Source organism: Alistipes indistinctus YIT 12060, assembly GCF_025144995.1.
Taxonomy (GTDB): domain Bacteria; phylum Bacteroidota; class Bacteroidia; order Bacteroidales; family Rikenellaceae; genus Alistipes_A; species Alistipes_A indistinctus.
The window spans coordinates 100,360-121,994 of the sequence record NZ_CP102250.1; the positions used below are offsets into that span (position 1 = coordinate 100,360).

Below are 21,635 nucleotides of genomic sequence, written 5' to 3' on the forward strand. Positions count from 1 at the left end.
GCGGGGACGGTATATTTGGCGGAACGCGGTTTAGGCACGGTTTCTATTTGGTTATCTCGATACTGTTTTGATGCGTGATCTTCTCGCAATATTTGCACCGGAGTGAAATTTCATCGCCGTGGATGACGGTAAACGAAGTGCGCACCGGTTCCATGTTGGTGATGCATTTGGGGTTGGCGCACCGCACGAAACCTTCGATCGTCTCGGGTACTTCTACGGCCCGTTTTTCGACTACATCGTAGTTCTTGATGATGTTCACGGCGGCCATCGGCGCAACGATCGCGATGCGGTTGATCTCCTCCTGCTGGCAGAAACGTTCGTTGATCTTGATGATCGCTTTGGTTCCCATCCGCTTGCTTTCGAGGTTCATGCCGAAGGTAATGCGGTGCGTCTCGGTATCGAGACCCAGTATCTTGATGATTTTGAACAGGCTGTTGGCCGGAATGTGGTCGATCACGGTACCGTTTTCGATTGCCCGGACTTCTAATGTTCCTTCCATGGTCATACGTAACAGAAATGGTTTACTTGGTTGCCCCCAACAGGTAGCTGATGATTGCCATGCGCGTGTAAACGCCGTTTTCGGTCTGCTGGAAATAGTATGCTTTCGGATTCGAGTCCACATCCTCGGCGATTTCGCCCACCCGCGGCAGCGGATGCAGGATGCGCATATTCTCTTTGGTTCCCTCGAGCATGCTGTTTTTGAGTATGTAGACGTGTTTGACGCGTTCGTACTCCATCGGGTCGGAAAAGCGCTCGCGCTGCACGCGCGTCATGTACACGATATCGGCCTCCTTAATGCCCTCTTCGATCCGCTCGGTTTCGGTGTAGGCGATCCCTTTCTCTTTGAGGAAAAGTTTGTATTCGTCGGGCATTCTCAGCTCTTCGGGGGCGACGAATGTAAAGGTAGGGTTGAAGTGCGAGAGGGCCTGCAGCAGCGAATGCACCGTGCGTCCGTACTTCAGGTCGCCTACCATCATGATGTTGATATTGTCGAGCCGTCCCTGCGTCTTTTTGATTGAGAAGAGGTCGAGCAGCGTCTGGCTCGGGTGCTGGTTCGCGCCGTCGCCTGCATTAACGACCGGCACTTTGGAAATTTCACTTGCGTAGCGGGCCGCTCCTTCGATATAGTGGCGCATGACGATCATGTCGCAATAATTCGAAATGACCGTGATCGTGTCGTGGAATGTTTCACCTTTCGATACGCTGGTGTTCGACGTGTCCGAAAATCCGATGACGCGTCCGCCCAGGTGGTTGATCGCACTTTCGAAACTGAGCCGCGTGCGGGTGGACGGTTCAAAGAAGAGCGATGCGATAACTTTGCCGGCAAGCACCTGTTGGTGCGGATCGGCTTCGAAGCCCGCGGCAAGCTCCATGATCTTGAGTATTTCGTCGCGTGAAAAGTCGTTGATCGATACCAGGTTTTTCTTTCCCATAACCCTTATGTTGTTTTATTGATCGTCTGTTTCCAGTTCGAGGCCCTCCACCTTGGAGAGCCGGTCGAGCAACTGTGCTGCAAAGCCCTGCCGGATCGCGAGGGTCATCGTGCAGAGGTTGTCGAATTGTTGTGCGATAATCTGCGGCTGCAATTCCTTGACGATGCGCATCACATCGTTCATGGCCAGATAACTGAACCGGATCGTTGTCTGTACGTCCACCGTGCGCTGTTCGATTTCTGCATTCTCGAGCACCAGCGCTGCCGATCTCCTGTAGGCTTCGATCAGTCCCGGTACGCCCAGTTTCGTTCCGCCGAAGTAGCGTACTACCACGATCAGCGCGTCGGTCACTTCCCGCGAGAGCATCTGTCCGAGGATCGGCCGGCCGGCGGTCGACGAAGGTTCCCCGTCGTCGTTGGCCCGAAAGCTCTCTCCTTTCGGGCCGAGACGCCATGCATAGCAATGATGCGTTGCATCGTAGTAACGTTTGCGCAGCGCATCCAGCCGCCCTTTAATTTCTTCCTCGCAAGTAACCGGATAGCCGTAAGCGAGGAATTTGCTCCCTTTGTCCTTGTACAGAGCTTCGGCTTCGCCGCCCAGAGTGTAGAAGGTGTCGAAGGTCGGTTGCTCCATCTTCTGTTATTTGATCCATGTGAACATGCGGTCCCACCGGATGTTCTTCGGGAATTTTTTCTCCTTGTCGGTCGAAAACAACACGACCGATGCCTTGCCCACGATGTGGTCTTCGGGAACGAAACCCCAGAAGCGCGAGTCGGCCGAGTTGTGCCGGTTGTCCCCCATCATGAAATAGTAATCCATACCAAACGTATATTTACTGGCCGGTTTGCCGTTGATGTAGATCACGCCGTTTTTGACCTCCAGGCTATTGCCTTCGTAAATTTCGATGATGCGGCGATAAAGCGGCAGGTTTTCTTCGGTCAGTTGTACAGTAGCCCCTTTCGAGGGGATCCACAGCGGTCCGAAGTTATCCGCATTCCAGGGATAAGTACCGGGACTTTGCGGAAAAACGTTCGGATCGACCCCTTCGGCCTCGTATTTGACCACGTCGGTCACGTTGCGCATTTTGCTGATACGGGCGAGGTTGTCCTCGGTAAGCGGCATGATGTAGGTCCGTTCGGCGGCATCGTAGTTGATGTCGGCCTGTGCAATACCCATATCCTCGAGGGCTTGCGGGTTGATCATCGTACCGTCCGTCCGGATGAAATAAACATACTGTTTGTTCGGGATGCGGCTTTGCGGCTGGCCGTTCACGAATACGTCCGAATGGATCACCTGAAGCGTGTCGCCGGGCAGCGCTACTGCGCGTTTGATGTAGTTCTCCCGTTTGTCCACCGGCCTGGTGATGATTTCATGCTGTTGCAGCAGTGCTTCGCGTCCGCGGTCGGGTCCGTACCGGAGCTGGTATTGGCGCAGGATATCGTAGTAGTTTGCAGTCGGATCGTCGAGTACGACCGTATCCCCTTCCGGGAAGTTGAATACCACGGCATCGTTGCGCTGGACGTGGCCGAATCCCTTGAGCCGGTGGTAAGGCCAGCTGATCCACTCGACGAATGATTTTTTCGTCTGCGAGAAAGGCATCGTATGGTGTACGAGCGGGAACGAAAGCGGCGTATTGGGCATCGCGGGTCCGTAAGCGACTTTACTTACGTAAAGGTAATCCCCTACGAGCAGCGTTTTTTCCATCGACGAAGTCGGGATGACATACATGCCGAACAGGAATACGCGGATGATCGTCACGGCGATGACCGCGAAGAGGATCGATTCGACCCACTCCATCGTCTTTTTATAGCTTTTCGAACGTTGTTTGAGTGCCCGGTTGCGGCTCCAAACCCAGCGGTCGAGGTATTTGGAGATGTAGTAATCGTAGATGAACGGCAGGCCGATCAGCAGCCACAGATTACCCGTCCACACGACGAAAACCAGCAGGTAGATGACCGATACGGTACCGAACTTCACCCATTTGTTGCTCCAGATTTGTTTGATCTTGTTCACGTTGGTCGTTTTAATGTGATTTGGCCGCAGCGCTCCGGGGTTTCCTGTCCGTCGTTAGGCCCGCATCAGGTCCTCCATCGAATAGACGCCCTTTTTACCCCGCAGGAACTCTGCGGCGAGCACGGCTCCCAGGGCGAATCCCCGGCGACTTTTGGCCGTGTGCGTCATCGTGATTGAATCGACATCGGATTCGTAAGTGACCGTGTGCGTGCCGGGTACGATGCTCCGGCGGATTGCTGCGATTTCCAGCTCTTCGGGGACGGTCGTGGTGCCGCACACCCATTTCCGTTTGCGGCCGAGGTTGCTGAGGATACCTTCGGCCAGCGTTACGGCCGTGCCGCTCGGCGCATCTTTTTTCTGGGTGTGGTGCGTCTCTTCGATCGTCACGTCGTATTCGCCGAAACGGTTCATCAGTTCAGCGAGATAGCGGTTGATCTCAAAAAAGATGTTCACGCCGATGCTGTAGTTCGAGGCATAGAAAAAAGCGCCCTGTTTCGTTTTGCAGAGTTGTTCGACTTCGGGCAGTTTGTCGAGCCATGCCGTCGTGCCGCATACGACGGGCACGCCCGCTTCGATGCATTTGACGATGTTGCCGTAGGCGGTCTGCGGAGTGGTGAATTCGATGGCGACATCGATGTCTCTGAGGTGATCGGCGTCGAGGTCTGCCGTATTGTTAACGTCGATAATCAGGGAAATAGTGTGGCCGCGCGCGATAAGGATCTGTTCGATCTCCTTGCCCATCTTGCCGTAGCCCACGAGAGCGATCTTCATAGGATATGATATATTTGCACAAAAATAGCTTAATTTTCCTGAAATACGAAAAAAATAGCAGCCAACAGACGCGACGTTTACGGTTAATTTAGGACAAAATTTTATCTTTGTATGAAAATTGGTTTCCGTGCGCTATTTTTTGGAACTCTCCTATTCGGGCAAAGCATACAACGGGTGGCAGATACAGAATAATGCCCCTTCGGTGCAACAGACGTTGCAGGAGGCTCTCTCCACGATTTTACGGGTTCCGACGGGAGTGGTCGGTGCGGGACGGACGGATACGGGGGTGCATGCGGCTCGTTATGTGGCTCATTTCGACGCGGAATGTCCGTTGGAAGAGCCTCAGCGGTTTTGTTATCACCTCAATGCGATCCTGCCCTGGGATATTGCCGTTCAGGACGTGCGGCGCGTGCGGGACGATGCACATGCCCGTTTCGATGCCGTTGAGCGGGAGTATAAGTATTATGTTTCTCCCCGTAAAGACCCGTTCCGGCGTGACGTGGCCTACCAGTTGATTATGCCGCTTGATCTGGACCGGATGAACGAAGCGGCGGAGACACTGCTCGGGCGGCAGGACTTCACCAGCTTCAGCAAGCTACATTCCGGCAACAAAACCAATATTTGCCGGGTGACTCGGGCACAGTGGCGGGAGCAGGACGGATGTTACGTTTTTACCGTGGCGGCCGACCGTTTTTTACGCAATATGGTGCGCGCGATTGTCGGTACGTTGCTGGACGTGGGACGCGGCAAACTGTCGGTCGAAGGATTCCGTGCGGTGATCGACGGGCGCGACCGGGCACTGGCGGGAACTTCCGCTCCGCCGCAGGGGTTGTTCCTTACGCGGGTGGACTATCCGGATGACGTATATGTGAAACAGCATTAAATTTACCTACCTAAAACAGGAATAGATCATGAAAACGAAAATCCTCGAGAAATTCAAAGCATTATACGGCGACGGCGCGGTGTGCTACGCATCCCCGGGTCGTGTCAACCTGATCGGCGAACACACCGACTACAACATGGGCTTCGTGATGCCGGGCGCCATCGACAAGGCGATTTATGTGGCGGTTAAACCTAACGGCGGCAAGGTGAGCCATGTCTATTCGATCGATTACGACGAAGCTGTCGAGCTGGACATGACCGGTGACAAACCGGCCCAGCAATGGGCCAGCTATGTGTACGGCGTAGTCAAAGAGATGGAAAAACGCGGAGCGAAGGTGCCTGCTTTCGACATGACGTTCGGGGGGGATGTGCCGCTTGGAGCGGGCCTTTCATCGTCCGCCGCACTGGAAAGCGCCGTAGGTTTTGCGCTGAATGATACGTTCAACCTCGGTTTTTCGCGTGAAGAGCTGGCTAAAATCGGTCAGATGACCGAGCACAACTACATCGGTGTGCGTTGCGGGATTATGGACCAGTTCGCTTCGCTTTTCGGTGAAAAGGGTAAAATCGTCCGGCTCGACTGCCGTTCGCTCGAATACAAACTCGAGCCGTTCAATCCCGAAGCCGCCGGTTGTAAGGTCGTGCTGTTCGACACCCAGGTCAAGCATACGTTGGCGTCATCCGAATACAATGTTCGCCGTGCGCAGTGCGAGGCGGGTGTAGCCGTGGTGGCGAAGCACGAACCGGGCGTGGAATCGCTGCGGGATGTGACCATGGAGATGCTCGACAAGTACAAGGATGAGATGGATGATGTGGTATACCGCCGTTGCAGTTTCGTTATCAATGAGAATCAACGCCTGCTCGACGGATGCGCAGCACTCGAAAAAGGCGATTACGTTACTTTCGGACAGAAGGTGTTCGGTTCACACGAGGGACTCAGCAAATGGTACGAAGTGAGCTGCAAGGAACTCGATTTCCTGGTCGATATTGCCCGTAAGAATCCGGGAGTTTTGGGAGCGCGCATGATGGGCGGCGGCTTCGGCGGTTGCACGATCAATATCGTGAAAACCGAAGCATACGATGCATATGTGGCTGAAATTACCGAAAAGTTCGAGCAGGAGTTCGGGCACAAACCCCGTGTGATCGAAGTGGTGATCTCGCAGGGTGCACATAAGATCGGATAACCGGGTGGGCCCGAGTGCAAACGGTCGCTTCGTTTTGGCGATTACCGGAATGACGGCAACGAAGAGTTCCATACTTCTACCTTCTACTTTCACGCGATCGACTCAGAATGTGATTATGAAAAAGGTTTTATTCATAAGCATCATTGTGCTGCTGGGTACAGGCCTGTTTTCAGGTTGCAAGAATGACAAGGATCAAACTTACCTGTATGCCATCGGGATCGACGGGTATGCGTATGACGGTTCGACGCTGTTGGGACCGATGCTTTACTTGGAATCCCTCGGTATCGCCAAAAGTTTGTCCATTGTTTCGACAGACCAACAGGATGCCGATAAGCAGGCCATTGTCCGGTTCGATGCGGAAATGGGCAAGATCGATGCGGCTACGCTCGCGTCGTACGGCAACACGGTTTATGTCCGTTATGTCCTGCAGACTTTGGGTGAGGAACAAACGACGCTTCAGGAGAAAGAATTCGGGCAAAAATAGAGACGTTTTTTACTGCGGGAGTTCTGCATGGAAAATCAAGATGTTGTTCGATTTTCCTTGCAGAACTCCTGTAATTATTTTATATTACAAACGATAGCTTTCTTTTGAGCCATTGGTATGCCGAATTTCTTCGGCGGAATTGTATTCCGGTATCGGTGAAATCCTGGCTGAACGAATGGACAGGTAACCCGTTACAGATAAGGATAAATGGATGAGTAAATGGATCGTCATAATATCGTTGACCCTATTCTCTTTGAATTGTAGACAGGCGAACGGGAAAGAGTTGACCAGAGTTTCTATGGACAGCATTGCGGATACGGTGGGATTCCGGGCTAACGGTTCTCTGCGCTTGCTGGCTACCCGGGGATTCGAATTTACAATTTCGGACGGGAGCAAAACGCAAAAGGTGGTAGGGAAAGGATTTGATAAAAAGGACATTATCAAATGCAAATTTTCCGCAAATTGCGAACGGATAGTCGCGATTACCGGCCCGATTAGAAATCTGTTGTTTACGTCCCCCCTGAATATATCGTATAAATATCATCTTTCGGCACCTCAAGGAGATCGTGAAACGGTTGTCGTATTTACGGATTCCTTGTTACAGCTCGATATCAGCCAATGTCAATCAGTCCGGAACCTACTATGCAGGGAGTATCAATTAACAGAATTGGATGTGACACACAATCCGGATCTGGAGCAGTTAGACTGTTCGGAAAATAGGCTGCGAACTCTTGATATGAGTCAGAATAGAAATCTGCAAGTGTTGTTTTGTTCAAAAAATCAATTGAAAGATATAGATGTGATCCACAATCAAAAGCTTAGAGAGTTAGTGTGTTTTGATAACGAAAATCTATCATTGGATGTAAGTGCGAACCGGAATTTGGAATTTCTTAGTTGTGACGGTCTATTGCAAGAGCTTGATGTAACCAACAATATAGAATTAAGGACTTTGATATGCCGGTGCAAATTGACAGCACTGGATTTGAGTCAAAATAAAAAGTTAAGAAAATTACTGATCAGCGGCAATAACTTTTCAGCCGAAGAACTTAATGCCGTGTTTAAAACGCTTCCTGTTGTCGATTATTACAATGATGCTCCGCACCCGGAGCTTGAAATGTCCGATATTCCCGGAGCTGAAAATTGTGACCGTTCTCTTTTGCGCCAGAGAGGTTGGTCGCCTCCGGAAAATGGACCCCTTGATGGCGTTGGAGAATTTATGACCCCAGCTCCCCCTGAAATTAATTTTTTTACGATTGGTCATACGGATGATGGTGCTGAACTGCATGATTTGAAAGCATTGCCAATAACAGAAGAGCAATATCTTAGCTGCGATATCAATGGTCAGAAATTGCTGAAGAAGCAAATCAAAGAAGATGAAAAGAGCTATTGTTTGAATATCAACAATGTAGAGGTTGAGTTCCGAAAAGATACCGTGAAAGGATATTATCGTGGCGGAGAGTCATGGTGGGAATATGTGGGTTATTATCCTGATTTGGATATGTATGCATTCCTTTCTTGTTATGTCTCCGGTGATCTAATTACGTTTTCGGATTGTATGCTGATCGACCAGGAAAAAGGTAATGAGTATTTATTATTGGCTTTGGGCGATGCTTTCGGGAGTGCTCCGTTACTTTCGCCGAACAATGATTATTTGCTTGATTATTATAATTCCGGAGATGGGGGTGGCTCGGTCCGTATATTTGAAATAAATGACAAGGAAGTTCCTGCCTCATATATCATTCGGTACGCGGAAGAATCGAAATTTCCATTTTTTATAAAAAATATCATATGGAAATCCGATTCGGAAATTTTTATTAAAGCATACAGTAATGAAGATGAAAAAGAGTATGAATATTATAAAATCCTTTTAAATTGATTTATAGTTGATAGCAGTATTCAGTGCTGTTTATCTATCAATTGAAGCATTAAACCGGTACATTCATAAAAGGCGCACTCACAGGTTATGTGGGTGCGCCTTTTATTTCATTGGATGGCCGCCTATCGGCTTATTCCGGCAGGTTTTTGGTTTTGACAACTTTCAGTTTGTCTCCTGTACTGCCGGCCACGGCTTTCTGCCACTCCTGATTGTAGCCCGGATAGTTGGGCGATGCCGGAATGTTGCGTCCGTTGCCGTTGTCGAGGAACTTGCCCTCCTTCTCCTTTTTGACGTTGCCGTCCATGTATTTTACCAGCAGGTACTGGTCGAGTTGCTGCCAGCGTTCGAACATGTTCTGCGCCGTCGAGACCGAGAAGTTGGTCAAGAAGTCGATTGCCAATTGCGGATTTTGTTCGTACAACAGCATCGCGGCAGCATCTACGGCCGGAATCTCGGTTTCGTTGCGGGTGTCGAGTTCGTCGATCACCTTGATGATATCTTTGCTGATCAGGTCGTAGCGCAGGTAAGCGAAGTTCGCCACACGGTTGAAGAGCCAGAAGGCAGAGGTGGGCGAATATTCCGTCATGTGGCCGTTCCCTTCGCGGAAACATTCGGGTACGCGGGTCGACGAGGTGTAGATCGGCGTGAGGCACGAGGTGCCCGAATCGTCCACGCCGAACCACAGGATGCCGCCCACGGCATCGGGCAGCCAATTGCGGGCCTGTCCCAGCATCCAGAAGCCGGTTTGCTGTGTGGCGATGGCGCGTTCGTTCAGGTACTCTTGTCCGTCTACGCTGAAGTGCATCGGACGCCAGCGGTACGGCAGGTTGTGTCCCCCTGCCCCGATGTCGTTGCGCATATCCATCGGCGTATCCTCGAAGTGGTCGCGCATCAGCCAAGCCACCTCTTTGACGCTCAATTTCTCTGCCGGTTTAACGAACAGCGGCATGCGTTTCGACGCGTCGTAGCCCATCGCATAGTCGAGGTACTTTTCCATCTCCCCTTTGGTGACGCGGTTGAAGGCGCTCCATACGCGGGCCTCGCAGGCGCGCAGTGACCCGAAATCGAGCGGAGCATAAGCGTCGGCGAAATTGAAGTTCTTATCCGGGCCTTTGTAGAATCCCGATTCTTTTGCGAACGAAATTACGTCGGGCGAATAGAGGCAATTTTCAGGATCGTTCAACGGGAAAGTGGTGATGCGTGCCTGGTTCGCATGCATGCCGATATAACCTTCCGGGACGCGGAGTGCTACCCAAACGGCTCCTTTATTCACATTGTTGCCGTTCACCATCTTGACGCCCTTGCCGATCAGCTCCATGTGCCATACCTCGTTCGGATCGGCGATCGAAAACGATTCGCCGCTCGAGCAATAACCGTAGGTGTTCACCAGGTCGCTCATCACCCGGATCGCTTCGCGCGCGGTTTTGGCCCGCTGCAGGGTCGTATAAATCAACGTCCCGTAGTCGATGATTCCCGTCGAGTCCCCCAGTCCGCGACCGCCGAACGTGCTTTCGGTGATAATCAGCTGGTGCTCGTTCATGTTGCCGACGGTCGAATAGGTTTCGGGTACCTGTGCGATTTCACCGAGGTATTTACCGGTATCCCATTCATACACGGGCATCATCGTGCCGGCTGGATATTTTGCTGCCGGATGAAAGTAGAGGCATCCGTACAGCTGGTGCGAGTCGGCTGTGTAAGTAATCATCGTCGAGCCGTCCTTGGTGGCCCCTTTCGATACGAGAATGTTCGTGCAGGCTTCGCTTTCGAAAGCCGTCATGGCAACGGCGGCCAGAAATAAAGCCGTCAGTTTTCTTTTCATATTGTGGGTTTTTGATTAATTTTGGTTCGCTTCGCCTGCGAGCAGGAGTAGCAAAAATAGGCAAATTTCCTTATAAAGCGGCATTCAAGATGGCCATTAAAGACAAATTAGCAGAATTGAAAGCGTCGCTTCCGGCCGGAGTCCGGTTGGTAGCTGTATCCAAAACCTACCCGGCAGAGGTGGTCCGGGAGGCTTATGACGCCGGGCAGCGCCTTTTCGGCGAGAACCGCCCGCAGGAGATGGATGCCAAGCGGCAACAGCTTCCCGCGGATATCGAGTGGCACATGATCGGCCATTTGCAAACGAACAAAGTGAAATTGATCGCACCGTATGTTTCGATGATCCATTCGGTCGATTCGGCAAAACTGCTCGGTGTTATTAATGAACAGGCGTTGAAAAACAATCGGGTCATCGATGTTCTTTTCGAGGTGCATGTGGCACGTGAAGAGAGCAAACACGGCTGGAACGAAGGCGAGTTAATCGCGTACCTGCGCGGTGGCGAGTATCGTCAGATGCAGGGGGTCCGGTTCCGGGGTTTGATGGGAGTGGCGACCTTCACGGACGATGGATCGGTGGTTCGTGACGAATTCATGCGCCTAAACGGGCTTTTCAGCCGATTGAGGCACGATTTTTTCGGTCGGGATTTTGACACGCTGTCGATGGGGATGAGTGGTGATTACCTGCAGGCCATCGCCTGCGGCGGCAATATGGTGCGCATCGGCAGTCTGATTTTCGGAGCCCGAAATTACGTGTGATGCGCGTCGGAATAACAACGGCTCGTTTCGGAGTCCGTATGACGCGGATATGAAAACCATTTGAAATCGAAGGAAGGATGAAACAGTTGAAAACGGAATATCTCGGATTGTCGCTGCGCAATCCATTGATTGTGAGCAGTAGCGGCCTGACCGCTTCGTTGGAAAAATTACAGCGTCTCGAAGCTGCCGGAGCGGGAGCGGTCGTGCTCAAATCGGTCTTCGAAGAACAGATTGTCAATGAGACGGCCCATCTGGAAGTTTACAACGCGTATCCGGAAGCTGCCGATTACCTCCATTTCTATCTGAAGGAGGATTATCTGGAGCAGTATATCGGATTGATCGCCGAAGCGAAAAAGAACCTGTCGATTCCGGTAATCGGCAGCATCTGCTGTGTATCCGAAGGCGGGTGGATCGATTTTGCCCGACGGATCGAGGAGGCCGGAGCGGATGCGTTGGAATTGAATGTTTTCTTCCTGCCTGCGGATCCTATGGTAGCGGGAGCGGAAATTGAGCGCCAATACCTGTCCGTCGTCCGCGACGTCGCAGAGAAGGTGTCGGTGCCGGTTGCCGTCAAAATCAGCACGCATTTCACCAGCCCGCTGAACATGATCCAGGGAATTCGTCAGTGCGGCGCCGAAGGCGTCGTGATGTTCAACCGTTTTTACGAACCCGATATCAATACCGATTCTGTACAGGTGATGGAAGCGGATATTTTCAGCACTTCGGCCGACTTGCGGGGCAGTATCCGTTGGATTGCGATGGCTTCGGCCGCTTTCCCCGATCTGGATATTGCGGCTTCGACCGGAGTCCATACCGGAGCGGATGCCGTCAAAGTGCTGTTGGCGGGCGCTTCGGCGTTTGAGGTTTGTTCGGCTATCTACCACAACGGCCTCGGCGTGATCGACCGGATCAACGGTTACCTCAGCGGTTGGATGACGGAACATCGTTTCACGTCGATCTCCGAATTCTGCGGCAGGCTCAATTACCGTTCGGTGGCCCATCCGCTGGCTTACGAGCGGGCCCAGTTCATGAAATATTTTGCGGCTCGCGGAGAATGATCGGGCTGTGTAGCAGGTGAAATCAGTCTTTAACGGACAGTAATACACAGTAGAAAGTATCAGTAAAATGGACGGAATAAATAAAGAGGCGAACCCCGTATATGCAGGTTCGCCTCTTGTTTTTTGTCGGATGGGGAAAAGAGCGCTATTTGATTCGCAATTTCTTTCCCAATCGGAGTACGGTATTGCGTGTAATGCCGTTCAGCCGGCAGATCTGGTCGATCGTTACGCCGTAGCGGATAGCCAGTTTTCCGAGCATGTCCCCGGACTTGATGGTGTGATAAATTGCTCCGCTGGAACTGATGCCGGCCTGTTTTTGCTGTACGGCCGCTTTTTTCTCTTTCTGCTGGGCTTCGGCGATTTGGTCGAGGATATCCTGCGAGGTGCTGTCGCCGCTGTCGTTGGAGGTCAGCAGGGGCAGGTCGTATTCGTCCTCTTCTTCGAGGATTTCGGATGCGCGTGAATGAATGTTGAAGAACGATTTTTCAAGCGCGAAAGTTTGATATTTGAGCTGTCCTGTTTCAAAATCCACGATAAATTCGGGATCGAAAGTCTGGTCCTGATAGCGCATTTCGTAATGTAGGTGCGGGCCGCGGCTGCGCCCGGTATTACCGCTGAAGCCGATCACCTGCCCCGCTTTCACATAATCATTGGGTTTGACATTCAGCTTCGACAGGTGGGCGTTCCAGGTTTCAAGTCCGTTGCGGTGCCGTACGATCACCAGGTTGCCGTAGCCGCCGGTGTTGTATTTGGCATAGCGTACCCGCCCGTCGAAAGTGGCGTAAACCGGTTCCCCGGGGCGCAGCGGAATATCTACGCCGTTGTGGTTTCTCCGTCGTCGGGGACCGTATTTCGACAATACTTTACCGGTTACAGGGGATTTGAATTGAGTCAGGTCGTCCACCAGTTTCAGTTCCACCACGGGCGGCAGGTCGTTATAGGCGATGTCCCGGTAGGCGAATACCCCGGTCGTATCCCAATGTTGCGTGTAGACGGGCAGCGAATCAAGTCTTTCGAGCGATGGACGGTAGTAGGACCAGGTGTTGTTGCTGAACAGAATTATCTTGGTCTCGGGATCGCTAGTGGGGATTGTGTCCAGCGGGCGTTTGGGCAGGTCTTCCAGTTTCGGGGCCGTCGTACCGGGAGCTGGTGCGCTTCTTCTGCGGGTCTGGGCCGTAAGCGAGACGGTGAAACACGCTAAGGTGATGACAAGCAGGATATGTCGGAGTTTCATGCGGGGAATCGAATTGATTGTTACAAAACTAACAAAAAAACGGGAGTTGACTCCGCTTGAGTCGTTATTGTCGTTATTTTTGTTCGTTAAGATATTGTGCTGCTGAACACAGTGCATCGAAGAACTCTTCCCCGAAACGACGGATCAGAGGAACCTTGAGCATTCGGTACATCGGAAGGCCTTTTTCCCGGCCCAGGGCCAGCGCATCGTGGCAAACGTTCCAACGGTGGTAGTTTAGTCCCACAGAACCGTTGCCGAATGCGATGAGCCGGATCGGATAGAGATGGCACGAAATCGGTTTGATGAACGTCGTTTTGCCCGCGTTGTATGCTCTTTCGATCGCGCAGAAAGTGATGCCGTCCTGTTCGAACGAATAGGCGCATTCCGCTTCTCCGATCAGCGGCGTGGTGTAGTCGCCGTCTTCGTCGATCACCATGAAGCCTTGCCGTTCGACGGCCTCGATACCTTCGGGCTTCATATACGGTTTATAGGTTTCGTATTCCGCTTCGAGCGTGTCCACTTCGTCCGCTTCGAGCGGTGCGCCCGCATTGCCTTCGACGCAGCAAATGCCTTTGCAGCGCGGCAAGTCGCAGCAGAAGCGCGTGGTGAATATTTCGGTGCTGACTATCTTGTCGTCGATCTGGATCATGGAAATGTATCGATAATTCCTGCCGGTCGTCCCGGGGATTGGAAAAAACGTTATGAGTTCATGCCACAAGGAGTGTGGTCATAGAGTGAACAAAGATAGCGCTTCGAGCCGGAAATGCAAAATCCGGGGGCAGGCGGCGGATTCGGCTTTTTTTACTATTTTTAACACTTCGATTGACGAATTATTCACCCAAACATCAGATAACAGTATGAAACTTATGAGATTTATCGGGGTGTGCCTGCTCGGTTGCAGTTTTTCGCTGCTGCAGGCAGCATCCCCGGAGACGATCCGGGTCACTACGGGTAAAACCGACCTGATCCTGAAGGTCGATACCACCGGGCGGTTGTGCCAGTCCTACCTGGGTTCTGTTTGGACCGATGGACGCAATCTGGATGTTTTACCTGCGGGTAAAGATGCTTACCAGCCTTATGATCTGCAAAATTTTTTCGAACCGGCTGTACGCATGACGCATGCCGACGGCAACAACTCGTCCCTGTTCAGGTATGTTTCTCATACGCAGGAAGCGCTCTCCCCCACAGTCACGCGCACGGTGGTGACGTTGCGTGACGATGTGTATCCGGTCGAGGTGAAGCTGTATTACGACGCGTTTTCCGATGCAAACATCATTAAGGCATGGACGGAGATCAGTCATCGGGAGAAGAGACCGGTGCTGTTGCAGGATTTCGCCTCTTCCCTGCTCTATTTTGCCCGTCCGGCCTATTACCTGACCGAGTTTACCGGCAAATGGGGCAATGAAACTACGATGACCGAGCAAAAACTTACGCCCGGGAAGAAGGTGCTCGATACACGGTTGGGCGCCCGGGCGGCTATGCTCACCTCGCCGTTTTTCATTCTGGGGCTCGATGCCCCGGCTCGCGAGACCGAAGGGGAGGTGGTGCTCGGGACGCTGAACTGGACCGGTAATTTCCGTTTTACGTTCGATATCGATGCCAGTAACGATCTGCGTGTAGTTTCCGGGATCAATCCTTATGCGTCAGAGTACAACCTCCGTCCGGGCGAAGTGTTCCGTACGCCGGAGTTTGTCTTTACTTACAGCGATAAGGGTACGGGTGAGGCTTCGCGCAGTTTTCACGATTGGGCCCGCGACTACCAGCTCAAGGACGGTCACGGTCCTCGCCTGACGTTGCTGAATAACTGGGAGGCGACCGGTTTTGCTTTCGATGAAAAGAAACTGAGCCATTTTATGCGGGAGGCGGCGATCCTCGGTGTCGATATGTTCCTGCTCGATGACGGTTGGTTCGGTAATAAATATCCCCGCAGCAGCGACAAGTCGGGGCTTGGCGATTGGGAGCCGACCGCCTCCAAACTGCCGAATGGCGTCGGCGGATTGGTGCGTGCTGCCGACAGCGCCGGAGTAAAATTCGGTATCTGGATCGAACCCGAGATGGTCAATCCGAAAAGCGAACTGTATGAGAAACATCCCGACTGGGTAATTCACTATCCGAACCGCGAGCCCTATTATTACCGTAACCAGATGGCGCTCGATCTGTGCAATCCTCAGGTACAGGACTTCGTGTTCGGCGTCGTGGACAAGCTTCTGAGCGAGAATCCCGACCTGGCCTATTTCAAATGGGACTGCAACAGCATGCTGACTAACCCCTACTCCTTTTATTTGAAGGAGAATCAGTCTCACCTGTTCATCGAATATGTTCGGGGGCTGTATAAGGTGTTGGAGCGCATCCAAGAGAAATATCCCGATGTGCCGATGATGCTTTGTTCGGGCGGCGGCGGCCGGTGCGACTACGAAGCGCTCAAATATTTTACCGAATTCTGGGCCAGCGACAACACTGATCCGGTAAAACGCATCTTCATGCAATGGGGATATTCCTACTTTTTTCCCGCTAAAAGCATCAGTGCGCACGTCACTTCGATGGGCGACCAGAGTATCAAGTTCCGCACCGATGTGGCGATGATGGATAAGCTGGGTTTTGATATCAATATGGATAAGCTGACCGAAGCCGAACGGCAGTTCTGCCGCGAAGCGGTTCAAAATTACAAGCGGCTTGCCCCGATTATCCAGGAAGGCGACCAGTTCCGGCTCGTGTCGCCGTATAGCGGCAATCATGCGGCGGTGATGTATGTGACCCCCGGGCAGGATAAAGCGGTGCTGTTCGCTTATGATATTTATGCCCAGAAATATGTGGAGCGCTCCTATCCCATCCGGTTGCAGGGGCTCGATCCGCAGCGTAGTTACCGTGTCGTGGAGATCAACAAGATGGACAGCGTGCCTGCGCGTCCGTTCGTGGAGGACGGCAAAACCTTTTCCGGAGAGTACCTGATGAAGATCGGCCTGCAGGCTTTCTCCGATTTCAGGGAGAGCAGCCGTGTGATTGAAATCACGGCGCAATAGCTCACCGTAGTTAGATAAAATCAGGTTTGAAGCGGTTTTTCCGATTGCGAAATCCGGATTCGATATTTGTTTGTACGAAAGATCCGCTTCAAAGAATAGTAAAATAAAAAAGAGACCGGCGGAATCCCGGTCTCTTTTTTATTAGCTTTCGATTTCGAATACCCGTTATGAATACCCGGATCTATTTCGATAGCCGGTCATTGTGTGCTTAGAGGACCTGGGCAACGGTTATTTATTCGAGGTTTCGTCGATAATCAGGTTGAACAATTCCGTGAGGCTCATGCCCATTGTGGCTGCCTGTTGCGGAATGATGCTGTGCGAACTCATGCCAGGGATCGTGTTGATTTCAATCATGTAAGGGGTTTCGCCTTTGACTATGAAGTCGATGCGTACCACGCCGCGGCAGTTGAGACGTTTGTAGGCGATCAGTGTAAGCCGGTTCACCTCCTTGCGGATTGCTTCGGGCAGGTCGGCGGGGGTAATTTCGTTAGAAAATCCCTGGTACTTGGCTTTGTAGTCGAAAAATTCGCTTTGGCAGACCAGTTCGGTGATCGGGAAAATATACTCTTTGCCTCCGGCGATCATCACGCCGCAACTGATTTCGCGGCCTTCGATGAACTCTTCCATCAATACCTGGTCGCTCTCCTTGAACGCTTCGGTAATAGCCGGGAGCAGTTCATTTTGTTTCTTGACCTTGGTGACACCGAAACTGCTGCCGCTCGCATTCGGTTTGACAAACAGCGGCAAGCCCAATTCCGCGATGATGGCTGCGGGGTCTATTTCCGAAGTTTTGTTCAGCAGAATCTCTTTGGCCAGGTGGATACCGCTGCCGGCGACGGCCCGTTTGCAGGCCGCTTTGTCGAACGTCAGCACCGAGGATACGAATCCGCAGGACGAATACGGAATGCCCATCATGTCGAGATAGCCTTGCAGCCGGCCGTCTTCGCCGGGGGTGCCGTGAATGACGATCAGGGCATAGTCGAGTTTGATTTTCCGGCCGGCGACGGGCAGAGTAAAGTCGTTGCGGTCGAGTTCGCTTTTTGTTCCGTCCGGCGCTGTGTAGGTCCAGTGCCCGTTGCGCAGGACAATGGTGTAAGGGGTGTAACGGCTGCGGTCGAGGGCGTTTCCGATATTTTCGGCGCCTTGCAGCGCGATCTGCCATTCAGAGGAGTCCCCTCCGGTCAGCAGGGCTATGTTTCTTACCATGGAAATCGTTGTTATGTTCGGGTGCAAAAGTAGTGTTTTTGTAGTGACGGTGATTCGCGGCGATTACGGTTTTTTGTAAGAATCGCCCGATTGATTTTACGGGTTGTATTGGTCTGTGTAGGTGTAGGCGAAAATTTCGCGCAACAACAGGCTGTACTGTTGGGCTTCGGTGTTTTGCGGGTCGAGCTGCAGTACTTTGGTGAAATCGTTGAGAGACTTGTCGAATGTTCCCGTCCGGTGGAAAAGTTTACCGCGTTGCAGGTATAACGTCGCATCGTGGGGATGCAGTGCGATCCGGTCGCTTATCCGGTCGATTTCCTGTTGCAATGTATTATCGGCAGCCATAAAGTTTGTGCATTTTGATGTATTCCCAAACTCCTGCGGGCAATTCCCGTTCCACAAGAGCTTTCGTGTCCTTGCCGTTGTCGGCGATCAGGCCGCGGATGTCGGTTGCCGCTTGCGGCAGCAGCGGAACATCTTGTAAAAACGTGCACTTATCGGTTGTCGGCCCGGGCTGTACCGGATGGCCTTCGCGGGGATAGACCAATACCGGATAGCGCTCCAGAATCTCTTGATAAGCGATCCATTGATTGAAGCACGCGGCATTGTCGCTGCCGATCAGCAGGGAGAAACTGCGTTGTGGGTACCGGGCGGAAAGCGCTTGCAGGGTGTGGATCGTAGCCGACGGTTTGGGCAGCGAGAATTCGATGTCGCAGACCTGCATCCGTTCATGCAGGAGTGAGTGCCGTACGGCGATGCGGGCCATTTCCAACCGGTGCTGTTCGGGTGCGAGGTCCGTTTCGCTTTTCAGCGGATTTTGCGGCGAAACCACCAGCCACAACTCACTGCCGGGAAAAGCCTGCAATACCTGTTCGGCTACGGTCAAGTGTCCCCGGTGGATCGGATTGAACGATCCGCTGTAGAGGATGGTATCGGCGGTTCCGGTCTCCATCATGTCGGTGAGTCTGACGTAAGAAAAATAACCCCGGGAAAATTACATTATATCGGATATTCCCGGGAGATAACGGTTTCGTGCGTTTTACAGTCCTATTCGATAAAGCCGGCTACGGCCTTTTTGGCCTCTTCGACGGCCGTGGCCAGGCAGTCGTTCACAACGATACAATCGAATTGATTTGCGTAGGTCAGCTCTTCGGTGGCTTTGGCGACCCGTTTGGCGATCATTTCCGGCGAATCGGTCCCGCGGTCCACGAGGCGTTGGTGCAGCACCTCCACGGAAGGGGGCATGATGAATACCGATAAAGCCTGTTTCCCGAATATCTTTTTTAGGTTTACGCCACCTTTCACATCGACGTCGAAAACGATAACGTGGCCTTTGCTCCAAATCCGTTCCAACTCGCTGCGCAGCGTTCCGTAACAGGTGCCTGCATAGACTTCCTCCCATTCGACGAATTCGCCGTTACCGGCCCTTTTCAAAAAATCGTCATGGTCGAGGAAATAATACTCACAGCCGTGTACCTCCTTCCCCCGCGGTGCACGGCTCGTGGCCGAAATCGAAAATTCGAGTTGGGGAAAATCCCGGAGCAGGCGGCCGATGATCGTCGACTTGCCGGCGCCCGAAGGAGCCGAGAAGATGATTACTTTACCGGTTGCGGTGGGCTGCGTCATAACGGTTATGCGGTTTGTGCGGTTAAACGTAAAATTGATCCCGGAAGCCGGTGTGCGGTTCAATTCATCGAAGAATCCGGCAGGAGGGACTGTTTCCCTGCAGGAGTAGCTGTCAGAGGATATTGAGCAGCTGCTCTTTGATCTTCTCGAGCTCGTCTTTCATCTCAACGACCATTTTCTGCATGGTCGCTTCGTTGGCTTTCGATCCCAGCGTATTGATCTCGCGGCCGAGTTCCTGTGCGATGAAGCCGAGTTTACGCCCTACCCCTTCCTCGCTGCGGGCCACCTCGCGGAAATAGTTGCAGTGGTTTTGCAGGCGGACTTTCTCTTCGGTAATGTCGAGCTTTTCAATGTAATAGATCATCTCCTGCTCGAGCCGGTTGCTGTCCAGCGGGATGCCGATGGCTTCGATGTTTTCGCGAATGCGTGCCTTGATCGTTTCGGTGCGAGCCTTTTCGTAGGGTTCGACTCCATTTTTCAGGCTTTCGATTTTGTCGATGCGTTTCAGCAGGTCGGCGATCAGAATCGCCCCTTCTTGTTCCCGGAACGCTTCAATATGGTTCAGGGCCTCTTCGACGGCTTTCATCAGCGCATGGTTTTCCTCGTCGGAGAGTGTCGTGGTTTCAGTCTGCACCACGTCGGGCAGGCGCAGGATCACCTGCAGCAGGGCGGCATCGACCGCTTTGGTACCCCAGGCCATATTCTGTCCGTCGGCCAGTGCCATTAGCTGCGTGTAATATTCGTCGAAGGCCTGTTTGTTGAGCGTAACGGAATTCTGGCTCCCGGCCAACTCCACTGTAATATAGACGTCGATTTTACCCCTTTGCAGCCGTTTGGCCACTAGGTTGCGGATTTCATACTCCTGAGGACGGTACAACGCGGGTAGTTTTACCGCGAGATCGGTCTGTTTGCTGTTCAGCGAACGGATTTCGACGGTGATTTTTTTGTGTCCGAGCGCGGCTTCCGCTTTGCCGTATCCGGTCATCGATTTAATCATAACACACTCTTTTGATCGAACAAAAATAGGGAATTTTTGTTAAAAATGGGCCGGCCTCGCGAGTTGTTGTAGAAATTGGAAATTTTGTTGTGCAATTCCCGGATTTTTTAGATAAATTTGAAACTCCCCGTTTCGGAATAGAATCATTTAATATAATTACTGAGAAGCGTTATGAAAAAACACAATTTCAGCGCCGGGCCGTCCATCCTGCCCCGCGTAGCGATCGAGAATGCGGCCAAGGCCATCCTTGATTTTGACGGTATCGGTTTGTCCCTGCTTGAAATTTCGCATCGATCCGCTGATTTCGAAGCGGTCAACAACGAAGCGGAAGCGCTTTTCCGCGAATTGTTGCAGGTGCCCGACAACTATAAAATACTGTTTTTGGGCGGCGGCGCCAGTACCCAGTTTTTCCAGGTGCCTTATAACCTGCTTGAGAAAAAAGCCGGTTACGTGAATACGGGCGTATGGGCCAACAAGGCGATCAAAGAGGCGCGCCTGTTCGGCGAGACGGATGTGGTCGCCTCTTCCGAGGATAAGAATTTCAATTACATCCCGAAAAACTATACGATTCCGACCGATCTGGATTACCTGCATATCACTACGAACAACACGATTTACGGTACGGAATACAAGACCGACATCGATTCGCCCGTAACGCTGGTGGCCGACATGAGTTCGGACATTCTGAGCCGCCCGGTGGATGTGTCGAAGTACGGCCTGATTTACGGCGGTGCGCAGAAAAACATCGGGCCTGCCGGGGTGACGTTCGTCATCGTGCGCGAGGATATTCTGGGGAAGGTGAGCCGCAAACTCCCGTCGATGGTCGACTACCGTAACCATATCGCCAATCAGTCGATGTTTAACACGCCTCCCGTTTTCGCGATTTATGTCGTGCGCGAGACTCTTCGTTGGCTCAAGTCGATCGGCGGGGTACCCGCGATTCAGAAGCTCAACGAAGAGAAAGCCGCGCTGTTGTACGAAGAGATCGACCGCAACCCGTTGTTCGAGGGAACGGCCGTCAAAGAGGACCGTTCGCTGATGAACATCTGCTTTGTTATGACTGAGAAATATGCAGACCTGGCGCCGCAGTTCCTCGAGTTCGCGAAATCGAAAGGCATGGTCGGCATCAAAGGGCACCGTCTGGTGGGCGGTTTCCGCGCTTCGACCTACAATGCATTGCCGAAGGAGAGCGTACAGGCGCTGGTGGATTGCATGCGGGAGTTCGAAAAAATGCATGTGAAATAAAGTACGGGTCTCATGGGACTTATAACCACATTCCG

The 21,635-nt window shown here is 52.3% G+C and carries 21 protein-coding genes; 8 read left to right on the forward strand and 13 right to left on the reverse strand.

What is annotated here, in order from left to right:
• Nucleotides 1-43 precede the first annotated feature (43 nt).
• Genes pyrI through dapB form a run of 5 tightly spaced genes read right to left on the reverse strand, consistent with a single transcriptional unit; the run spans nt 44 to nt 4,217 of the window.
• Nucleotides 44-505 carry an aspartate carbamoyltransferase regulatory subunit gene (pyrI, locus tag NQ495_RS00385; RefSeq protein ID WP_009134978.1) on the reverse strand — a complete coding sequence of 154 codons (462 nt, stop codon included), beginning with the start codon at nt 503-505 and terminating at the stop codon, nt 44-46.
• A 16-nt stretch (nt 506-521) separates the two neighbouring features.
• A complete protein-coding gene (gene pyrB, locus NQ495_RS00390) occupies nt 522-1,433 on the reverse strand; it encodes an aspartate carbamoyltransferase (protein ID WP_009134977.1) in 912 nt (303 codons plus the stop codon).
• Between the two features lie 15 nt (nt 1,434-1,448).
• The gene (locus tag NQ495_RS00395) at nt 1,449-2,066 is read right to left on the reverse strand and encodes an IMPACT family protein (protein WP_009134976.1); all 618 of its coding nucleotides are present in this window, start codon (nt 2,064-2,066) and stop codon (nt 1,449-1,451) included.
• A 6-nt stretch (nt 2,067-2,072) separates the two neighbouring features.
• Nucleotides 2,073-3,446: a signal peptidase I gene (gene lepB / locus NQ495_RS00400; protein ID WP_009134975.1), complete on the reverse strand. Its 1,374-nt coding sequence runs from the start codon at nt 3,444-3,446 to the stop codon at nt 2,073-2,075.
• Between the two features lie 54 nt (nt 3,447-3,500).
• On the reverse strand, nt 3,501-4,217 hold the full coding sequence (gene dapB / locus NQ495_RS00405; RefSeq protein WP_009134974.1) for a 4-hydroxy-tetrahydrodipicolinate reductase: 717 nt from the start codon (nt 4,215-4,217) through the stop codon (nt 3,501-3,503).
• A 127-nt stretch (nt 4,218-4,344) separates the two neighbouring features.
• On the opposite strand from dapB, the gene truA reads away from it, so the two are divergent.
• The 4 genes from truA (at nt 4,345) to NQ495_RS00425 (ending at nt 8,640) form a co-directional block, all read left to right on the forward strand.
• Nucleotides 4,345-5,100, forward strand: coding sequence for a tRNA pseudouridine(38-40) synthase TruA (truA, locus tag NQ495_RS00410; protein ID WP_009134973.1), 756 nt, complete (start codon nt 4,345-4,347; stop codon nt 5,098-5,100).
• A gap of 28 nt (nt 5,101-5,128) precedes the next feature.
• Nucleotides 5,129-6,280 carry a galactokinase gene (gene galK, locus NQ495_RS00415; RefSeq protein WP_009134972.1) on the forward strand — a complete coding sequence of 384 codons (1,152 nt, stop codon included), beginning with the start codon at nt 5,129-5,131 and terminating at the stop codon, nt 6,278-6,280.
• Between the two features lie 115 nt (nt 6,281-6,395).
• Nucleotides 6,396-6,764 carry a hypothetical protein gene (locus tag NQ495_RS00420; protein WP_009134971.1) on the forward strand — a complete coding sequence of 123 codons (369 nt, stop codon included), beginning with the start codon at nt 6,396-6,398 and terminating at the stop codon, nt 6,762-6,764.
• Between the two features lie 298 nt (nt 6,765-7,062).
• Nucleotides 7,063-8,640, forward strand: coding sequence for a leucine-rich repeat domain-containing protein (locus tag NQ495_RS00425; protein WP_147513087.1), 1,578 nt, complete (start codon nt 7,063-7,065; stop codon nt 8,638-8,640).
• A 130-nt stretch (nt 8,641-8,770) separates the two neighbouring features.
• Here the strand turns inward: NQ495_RS00425 and NQ495_RS00430 are convergent, their stop codons facing one another.
• Nucleotides 8,771-10,459 carry a dipeptidase gene (locus tag NQ495_RS00430; protein WP_009134969.1) on the reverse strand — a complete coding sequence of 563 codons (1,689 nt, stop codon included), beginning with the start codon at nt 10,457-10,459 and terminating at the stop codon, nt 8,771-8,773.
• An 89-nt stretch (nt 10,460-10,548) separates the two neighbouring features.
• Here NQ495_RS00430 and NQ495_RS00435 point away from each other — a divergent pair, with 89 nt between their 5' ends.
• Entirely contained in the window at nt 10,549-11,214 is a 666-nt protein-coding gene (locus NQ495_RS00435; RefSeq protein ID WP_009134968.1) for a YggS family pyridoxal phosphate-dependent enzyme, read from the forward strand.
• Between the two features lie 77 nt (nt 11,215-11,291).
• A complete protein-coding gene (locus tag NQ495_RS00440) occupies nt 11,292-12,272 on the forward strand; it encodes a dihydroorotate dehydrogenase-like protein (RefSeq protein WP_009134967.1) in 981 nt (326 codons plus the stop codon).
• A 145-nt stretch (nt 12,273-12,417) separates the two neighbouring features.
• Here the strand turns inward: NQ495_RS00440 and NQ495_RS00445 are convergent, their stop codons facing one another.
• Together NQ495_RS00445 and NQ495_RS00450 are read right to left on the reverse strand one after the other, a co-directional pair.
• Nucleotides 12,418-13,506 carry a M23 family metallopeptidase gene (locus tag NQ495_RS00445; RefSeq protein WP_009134966.1) on the reverse strand — a complete coding sequence of 363 codons (1,089 nt, stop codon included), beginning with the start codon at nt 13,504-13,506 and terminating at the stop codon, nt 12,418-12,420.
• A 73-nt stretch (nt 13,507-13,579) separates the two neighbouring features.
• On the reverse strand, nt 13,580-14,155 hold the full coding sequence (locus tag NQ495_RS00450; protein WP_009134965.1) for a DUF3109 family protein: 576 nt from the start codon (nt 14,153-14,155) through the stop codon (nt 13,580-13,582).
• 208 nt (nt 14,156-14,363) lie between these two features.
• On the opposite strand from NQ495_RS00450, the gene NQ495_RS00455 reads away from it, so the two are divergent.
• Nucleotides 14,364-16,526: an alpha-galactosidase gene (locus NQ495_RS00455; RefSeq protein WP_009134964.1), complete on the forward strand. Its 2,163-nt coding sequence runs from the start codon at nt 14,364-14,366 to the stop codon at nt 16,524-16,526.
• A gap of 228 nt (nt 16,527-16,754) precedes the next feature.
• Here the strand turns inward: NQ495_RS00455 and NQ495_RS00460 are convergent, their stop codons facing one another.
• From NQ495_RS00460 to NQ495_RS00480, 5 genes are all read right to left on the reverse strand, one after another.
• Nucleotides 16,755-17,732, reverse strand: a complete 978-nt coding sequence (locus tag NQ495_RS00460; RefSeq protein WP_009134963.1) for a D-alanine--D-alanine ligase — start codon at nt 17,730-17,732, stop codon at nt 16,755-16,757.
• Nucleotides 17,733-17,828: 96 nt separating this feature from the next.
• Nucleotides 17,829-18,077, reverse strand: coding sequence for a tetratricopeptide repeat protein (locus NQ495_RS00465; protein WP_009134962.1), 249 nt, complete (start codon nt 18,075-18,077; stop codon nt 17,829-17,831).
• Entirely contained in the window at nt 18,064-18,687 is a 624-nt protein-coding gene (nadD, locus tag NQ495_RS00470) for a nicotinate (nicotinamide) nucleotide adenylyltransferase (RefSeq protein WP_009134961.1), read from the reverse strand. Before nadD ends, NQ495_RS00465 begins: the two co-directional genes overlap by 14 nt.
• 92 nt (nt 18,688-18,779) lie before the next feature.
• A complete protein-coding gene (gmk, locus tag NQ495_RS00475; RefSeq protein ID WP_009134960.1) occupies nt 18,780-19,358 on the reverse strand; it encodes a guanylate kinase in 579 nt (192 codons plus the stop codon).
• A 112-nt stretch (nt 19,359-19,470) separates the two neighbouring features.
• Nucleotides 19,471-20,355 (reverse strand): YicC/YloC family endoribonuclease, encoded by an 885-nt coding sequence (locus NQ495_RS00480; RefSeq protein WP_009134959.1) that lies wholly within the window; start codon nt 20,353-20,355, stop codon nt 19,471-19,473.
• A 171-nt stretch (nt 20,356-20,526) separates the two neighbouring features.
• Here NQ495_RS00480 and serC point away from each other — a divergent pair, with 171 nt between their 5' ends.
• A complete protein-coding gene (serC, locus tag NQ495_RS00485; RefSeq protein WP_009134958.1) occupies nt 20,527-21,600 on the forward strand; it encodes a 3-phosphoserine/phosphohydroxythreonine transaminase in 1,074 nt (357 codons plus the stop codon).
• Nucleotides 21,601-21,635: the final 35 nt, after the last annotated feature.